6 protein-coding genes are annotated in these 6,221 nt (G+C 73.7%); 2 read left to right on the top strand and 4 right to left on the bottom strand.

Annotation, left to right across the window (positions count from 1 at the left end; all coding sequences use genetic code 11):
- Positions 1-138 precede the first annotated feature (138 nt).
- The 3 genes from ACFV4G_RS18555 to ilvA form a co-directional block, all read right to left on the bottom strand.
- Positions 139-996, bottom strand: a complete 858-nt coding sequence (locus ACFV4G_RS18555) for an ABC transporter permease (protein ID WP_380441557.1) — start codon at positions 994-996, stop codon at positions 139-141.
- Between the two features lies 1 nt (position 997).
- Positions 998-2,065, bottom strand: coding sequence for an ATP-binding cassette domain-containing protein (locus ACFV4G_RS18550; RefSeq protein WP_380441555.1), 1,068 nt, complete (start codon positions 2,063-2,065; stop codon positions 998-1,000).
- A 181-nt stretch (positions 2,066-2,246) separates the two neighbouring features.
- On the bottom strand, positions 2,247-3,458 hold the full coding sequence (gene ilvA, locus ACFV4G_RS18545) for a threonine ammonia-lyase (RefSeq protein WP_380441553.1): 1,212 nt from the start codon (positions 3,456-3,458) through the stop codon (positions 2,247-2,249).
- Positions 3,459-3,580: 122 nt separating this feature from the next.
- Here ilvA and ACFV4G_RS18540 point away from each other — a divergent pair, with 122 nt between their 5' ends.
- On the top strand, positions 3,581-4,066 hold the full coding sequence (locus ACFV4G_RS18540; protein WP_380441551.1) for a MarR family winged helix-turn-helix transcriptional regulator: 486 nt from the start codon (positions 3,581-3,583) through the stop codon (positions 4,064-4,066).
- A gap of 41 nt (positions 4,067-4,107) precedes the next feature.
- Here the strand turns inward: ACFV4G_RS18540 and ACFV4G_RS18535 are convergent, their stop codons facing one another.
- Positions 4,108-5,262, bottom strand: coding sequence for a cystathionine gamma-synthase (locus tag ACFV4G_RS18535; RefSeq protein ID WP_329927399.1), 1,155 nt, complete (start codon positions 5,260-5,262; stop codon positions 4,108-4,110).
- Between the two features lie 103 nt (positions 5,263-5,365).
- Between ACFV4G_RS18535 and msrA the strand changes: the two genes are divergently transcribed.
- Positions 5,366-6,043, top strand: coding sequence for a peptide-methionine (S)-S-oxide reductase MsrA (msrA, locus tag ACFV4G_RS18530; protein WP_380441548.1), 678 nt, complete (start codon positions 5,366-5,368; stop codon positions 6,041-6,043).
- Positions 6,044-6,221: the final 178 nt, after the last annotated feature.

Genomic DNA, 6,221 nt, shown 5'->3' with positions numbered 1-6,221 from the left:
GGGGCCGGTGTAGCTCTTCTCACTCGCGCCCCCCCGCCGCGTCTCTCCCCCGCCCCCCACCCCCCCCCCCGCCCCCCCGCCCCGGGGGGGGGGGCGGGCCCCGCCCCCCGCCCCCCCTTCGGCACGTCCGGACGGCGATCAGCCCGCGGCCGAGCGGTACTTGCGCACCGACAGCCACGAGAACACCGCCGTGATCAGCACCGACCAGGCCAGCGACACCAGCGCCGCGTGCTGCATCGGCCAGGCGCTGTCCACCGGCCCGACCTGGTTGCCGAAGAGGTCCCGGCAGGCCTGCACGGTGGCGCTGAACGGGTTCCAGTACGCGACGCCCTGCAGCCAGCCCGGCATCGAGCTGACCGGCACGAACGCGTTGGACACGAAGGTCAGCGGGAACAGCCAGATCAGACCGGCCGAGGTGGCCGCCTCCGGGCTGCGCACCGACAGGCCGATCAGCGCGCCGATCCACGAGAAGGCGTAGCCGAGCAGGAGCAGCAGCACGAACGCGCCGAGCGCCTTCAGGATCCCGTCGTGGATCCGCCAGCCGACCGCCAGCGCGACCAGGGCCAGCACGATCACGGTGAACGCCGTCTGGACCAGGTCGGCCAGGGTGCGCCCGACCAGCACCGCCGAGCGGGCCATCGGCAGCGAGCGGAACCGGTCCACCAGGCCCTTGGTCATGTCCTCCGCGATGCCGGCCGAGGCCCCGGCGGTCGCGAACGTGACGGTCTGGGCGAAGATGCCGGCCATCAGGAACTGGATGTAGGAGTTGGAGCTGGCCTGCGTCCCGGGGATCTGGATCGCGCCGCCCATGACGTAGGAGAACAGCAGCACGAACATGACGGGCTGCATGAGCCCGAAGACCACGATCTCCGGGATCCGCGACATCCGGCGCAGGTTGCGCTTGGCGACGACCCAGGAGTCGTGCAGGGTCGCGGAGAGACCCCGGCGCTGGCGGGGCACCGCCCCGCCGATCGCGTGCTCGGTGGCGGTCGTCATCTCAGCGCTCCGTTCCGGCCGCGACGGCCTGCTCGTCCCGGCCCTCGCCGCCGTCCCCGCCGGCCCCGCCCTTGCCGCGCCCGCCCTTGCCGCGGCCCTTGGCGCCCGCGCCGTTCTCGTCGTCCGCGGACTCGGCGACGTGCCCGGTGAGCGTCAGGAAGACGTCGTCCAGGGTCGGGCGGCGCAGGCCGATGTCGTCGATCTCGATCGAGCGGGCGTCGAGCTCGCGGATCGCGTCCGCGAGGACCCGGGCGCCGCCGCTGACCGGGACGGTGATCCTCCGGGTGTTGCGCTCGACCGCGGGCTCGCCGAGCGCGTAGCCGGACAGCGCCGCGACCGCCGCGGGGACGTCGTCGGCGCGGTGCACGACGACCTCGATGCGCTCGCCGCCGATCTGCGCCTTGAGCTGGTCGGCGGTGCCGCGGGCGATCACCCGGCCGTGGTCGACCACGGCGATGTCGTGGGCGAGGCGGTCGGCCTCCTCCAGGTACTGGGTGGTGAGCAGCAGCGTGGTGCCCTGCTCGACCAGGGTCTCGATGACCTCCCAGAGCGCGAGCCGGTTGCGCGGGTCGAGGCCGGTGGTCGGCTCGTCGAGGAACATCACCGGCGGCCGGACGACCAGCGCGGCGGCGAGGTCGAGGCGCCGGCGCATGCCGCCCGAGTACGTCTTGGCGGTGCGGTCCTTGGCCTCGGTGAGGTTGAACCACTCCAGGAGCTCCAGCGCGCGGGCCTTCGCGTCACGCGCCGTCATCTGGTAGAGCTCGCCGACCATCTGGAGGTTCTCGAAGCCGGTCAGGTACTCGTCGACGGCGGCGTACTGACCGGAGAGGCCGATCAGGCTGCGGACCCGGTTGGGGTGCTTGAGCACGTCGACCCCGGCGACCACGGCCCGCCCGGAATCCGGTTGCAGCAGGGTGGTGAGGACGCGCACGGTGGTCGTCTTGCCGGCGCCGTTGGGGCCGAGCAGCCCGAGCACCGTGCCCTCGGGGACGTCCAGGCTGACGCCGTCGAGGGCTCGTACGTCGCCGAAGGTCTTCACCAGGTTCTCGGCTTGGATGGCTGGCGCCATGGCCTGCCTCATCTCCTCGGACGAAATGGGCGATCTGTCCCACTGTGCCCCGAGTGCGGCAACGCGGGCGACTCGGTTTTCGCCCATGGACAGGGAACGCGATGTATCGCGAGTCTGGCAGCTCACGATATATCGCGTCAAGGGATTTCAAAGACCCGCCCCCGCGGCCGCCGGAGCACCCTCAGGCGCCGACGACGTACCCCGCGTCCCGCAGCTCGCCGACCACCACCGCGCAGTGCTCCGGCCCCTTGGTCTCCAGGTGCAGGTCGACCTCGACCTCCGTCAGCCCGAGCCGCGGGTCGGTCCGCACGTGCGCGACGTCCAGCACGTTCGCGTCCACCCTGGTCAGGACGCCCAGCAGGTCCGCCAGCGCGCCCGGCTTGTCGGCGAGGCGCACCCGCAGCGACAGGTAGCGCCCGGCCGCCGCCAGCCCGTGCCGCAGCACCCGCTGCATCAGCTGCGGGTCGATGTTGCCGCCCGACAGGACGGCCACCACCGGGCCGTCGAAGGTGCCCGGCTGCTCCAGCAGCGCCGCGATCGGGGCCGCCCCGGCCGGTTCGACGACGAGCTTCAGCCGCTCCAGGCCGAGCAGCAGCGCCCGCGCCAGCGCGTCCTCGGAGACCGTCCGGATCCCGTCCGCCAGCATGTTGACCACCTCGAACGGGATGTCCCCCGGGCGGCCGACCATGATCCCGTCCGCCATCGTGGCGAAGCGCTCCAGTGACACCGGCCGCCCGGCGGCCAGCGAGGGCGGGTACGCGGCGGCGCCCGCCGCCTGCACGCCGACCACCCGCACGTCCGGCCGCAGCGGCTTGACCGCCGCCGCGATCCCGGCCAGCAGCCCGCCGCCGCCCACGCCGACCAGGATGGTCCGCACCTCGGGGCACTGCTCCAGGATCTCCAGGCCCACGGTGGCCTGGCCGGTGACCACGTCCCAGTGGTCGAAGGGGTGGATGAAGACCGCGCCGGTCGTCTCCGAGTACTGCTGCGCGGCCTGCAGCGCCTCGTCCACCGTGCTGCCGTGCAGCCGGACCTCGGCGCCGTAGTCGCGGGTCGCCGCCACCTTCGGCAGCGGCGCGGCCACCGGCATGAAGACGGTCGAGCGGACGCCCAGGAGCGAGGCCGCCAGCGCCACCCCCTGGGCGTGGTTCCCGGCGCTCGCCGCGACCACTCCGCCGGCCCGCTGCACCGGCGTGAGTCCCGCGATCCGCACGTACGCCCCGCGCAGCTTGAACGAGCCGGTGCGCTGGAGGTTCTCGCACTTCAGGTGGACCGGCGCGCCGATCAGCGACGACAGGTGGCGGCTGCCCTCCATCGGGGTCACCCGGGCGACCCCGGCCAGCATCTTCTGGGCCCCGCGGACGTCGTCGAGGGTGATCGGCAGGTTGCGCATACCGCCAGCCTACGGCGGCGGCGGCCGGCAATCCGGCATGCCGGGACTGTTCCCGGGCCAGCCCCGCCCGCGTAATCTGCTGCTTCTGAGCCTCCCTCACCGCACGACGATCGTGAGCCGCGATGACGACGACCTCGCCCCAGGCCACCGACCGCACCGACCCCGTGCACAGCCAACTCCAGTACCAGCTAGCGGTGTTCGCCCGCCGGATGGAACAGGTCCGGACCTCCGACGGCCTCGGCGCGCTGGACCGGGCCGCCTACCTGCTGCTCGACCGCCTGGAGCGGCACGGGCCGGCCAACGTCAAGGCACTGGCCGACGCGCTCGGCGTGGACTCCTCCACGGTGACCCGCCAGGTCGCCCCGCTGGTGGCGGCCGGGCTGGTCGGCCGGGTCCAGGACCCGGCCGACCGTCGCGCCGTGCGCCTCGCGCTGACCCCGCTCGGTGCCCACCGGCTGTGCGAAGTCCGCGACGGCAGAGCCGAGTTGACCCGCCGCCTGGTGGCCGGCTGGCACCCGGAGGAACAGCACGCGTTCTGCGCGCTGCTGGCCCGCTTCAACCTCGCGATGGAGTCCTACACCGCGGACCGGCACGGCCACCAGCCGTAGCGGCCACGCCCTCGGGCGCCTTCGCCGGCGAGTGAGCGCCCTTAGCCGAGCGCCTGCTTGAGGTCGGCCAGCAGGTCGTCGATCGACTCGATGCCGACGGACACCCGGACCAGGTCGGCCGGGACCTCCAGCGGCGAGCCGGCCGCGGAGGCGTGGGTCATCCGGCCCGGGTGCTCGATCAGCGACTCCACGCCGCCGAGCGACTCGCCGAGGGTGAACAGCCGCGCCCGGTTGCAGACCTCGACCGCCGCCTCCTCGCCGCCCGCGACCCGGAACGACACCATGCCGCCGAAGGCCTTCATCTGCTTGGCCGCGATGTCGTGGCCGGGGTGCTCGGGCAGGCCCGGGTACAACACCTGGCTGACCTTGGGGTGGCTCGCCAGCAGCTCGGCGACCCGCTCGGCGTTGGCGCTGTGGCGGTCCATCCGGACGCCCAGCGTCTTGATGCCGCGCAGCACCAGCCAGGCGTCGAACGGCCCGGAGACGGCGCCCATCGCGTTCTGGTGGTAGGCCACCTCCTCGCCGAGGGCCGCGTCGGCCAGCACCAGCGCACCGCCGACGACGTCCGAGTGGCCGCCCATGTACTTGGTGGTGGAGTGCACGACCGCGTCCGCGCCGAGCGAGATCGGCTGCTGCAGGTACGGGCTGGCGAAGGTGTTGTCGACCACCAGCAGCGCGCCGTGGCCGTGCGCGATCTCGGCGAGCGCAGCCAGGTCGGTGATGCCCAGCAGCGGGTTGGACGGGGTCTCCACCCAGACCGCGCGGGTGTTGGGCCGCAGCGCGGCGCGGACGGTGGCCAGGTCCTGGGTGTTGGCGACGGAGAACTCGACGCCCCAGCGGGTCAGCACCTTGGCGAACAGCCGGAAGGTGCCGCCGTAGGCGTCGTTGGGGATCACGATGTGGTCGCCCGGCTTGAGGATGGTGCGCAGGAGGGTGTCCTCGGCGGCGAGGCCGGAGGCGAAGGCGAGGCCGCGGGCGCCGCCCTCCAGCGCCGCGAGGCACTCCTCCAGCGCCGTGCGGGTCGGGTTGGCGCTGCGGCTGTACTCGTAACCGCCCCGCAGGCCGCCCACCCCGTCCTGCTTGTAGGTGGACACCTGGTAGATCGGCGTGACGACGGCCCCGGTCTGGGGGTCTGCCTCCTGACCCGCGTGGATGGCGAGGGTCTCGAAGCCCTGGGGAAGCTGGTGCTCGGTCATAGGTCGAGCGTAGTGGCCGTTCGCCCGGGCGCCCGCCGGAATGGCGGGACGGAATGGGGCGGCGCCTCCCCGCGTTGAACCCTGCGCAACCCTCCCTACCCCGATGGAGCAGGCCGTGCTGTTCAACCGCCACAAGACCTCGCTCGTCCCGGCCGCCCAGGCCCTGCCCGGCCGGGAGTCGCCGGCCTTCGCCCTGCGCGAGCCGCACACCGTCCTCGGGAACCCGCTGGCCGGCCCGTACCCGGAGGGCCTGGAGGTCGCCGACTTCGGGCTGGGCTGCTTCTGGGGCGCCGAGCGCACGTTCTGGCGGGTGCCCGGCGTCTGGACGACGCTGGTCGGCTACCAGGGCGGCCACACGCCGAACCCGACGTACGACGAGGTGTGCAGCGGGCTGACCGGGCACACCGAGGCGGTCCGGGTGGTGTTCGACCCGGCGGTGGTCTCCTACGAGCGGCTGCTGAAGACCTTCTGGGAGGCGCACGACCCGACCCAGGGCAACCGCCAGGGCAACGACGTCGGCACCCAGTACCGCTCCGCCGTCTACACCCACTCCCCCTCCCAGGCCGCCGCCGCGACGGCCACCAGGGACGCCTTCCAGCCGGCCCTGATGGCGCTCGGCCTCGGCCCGATCACCACCGAGATCGCACCGGCCGGCCCGTTCTACCCGGCCGAGCCGTACCACCAGCAGTACCTCTCCGACGCCAAGAACCCCAACGGCTACTGCGGCCTCGGCGGCACCGGCGCCTCCTGCCCGATCGGTGTGGCCCGCACCGAGGGCTGACGGCCCGGCGACGGCCCCGGGGCCCGGCCACCCGAGGTGACCGGGCCCCGGCCCGGGCGCAGACTGGAATGGCCAGCAGGGACGGCCCCGCCCCCCGCCCCGCGGCCGGGGCGGCCCGCGGGGGGAGGTGCCTGCCCTGTGCGGGCGGGTGAGGGAGAACGTCGACGATCCCCGCGAG

It is taken from the genome of Kitasatospora sp. NPDC059747 (genome assembly GCF_042732955.1).
In the GTDB taxonomy this organism is placed as follows: domain Bacteria; phylum Actinomycetota; class Actinomycetes; order Streptomycetales; family Streptomycetaceae; genus Kitasatospora.
The sequence above is the reverse complement of the archived record's forward strand: the minus strand, read 5'-3'. Positions and strand labels throughout refer to the sequence as shown.

Coding starts and splice junctions, on each gene's coding strand:
- ACFV4G_RS18555 (WP_380441557.1), bottom strand. CDS start 996: ATGACGACCGCCACCGAGCACGCGATCGGCGGGGCGGTGCCCCGCCAG.
- ACFV4G_RS18550 (WP_380441555.1), bottom strand. CDS start 2,065: ATGGCGCCAGCCATCCAAGCCGAGAACCTGGTGAAGACCTTCGGCGAC.
- ilvA (WP_380441553.1), bottom strand. CDS start 3,458: ATGCGCAACCTGCCGATCACCCTCGACGACGTCCGCGGGGCCCAGAAG.
- ACFV4G_RS18540 (WP_380441551.1), top strand. CDS start 3,581: ATGACGACGACCTCGCCCCAGGCCACCGACCGCACCGACCCCGTGCAC.
- ACFV4G_RS18535 (WP_329927399.1), bottom strand. CDS start 5,262: ATGACCGAGCACCAGCTTCCCCAGGGCTTCGAGACCCTCGCCATCCAC.
- msrA (WP_380441548.1), top strand. CDS start 5,366: ATGGAGCAGGCCGTGCTGTTCAACCGCCACAAGACCTCGCTCGTCCCG.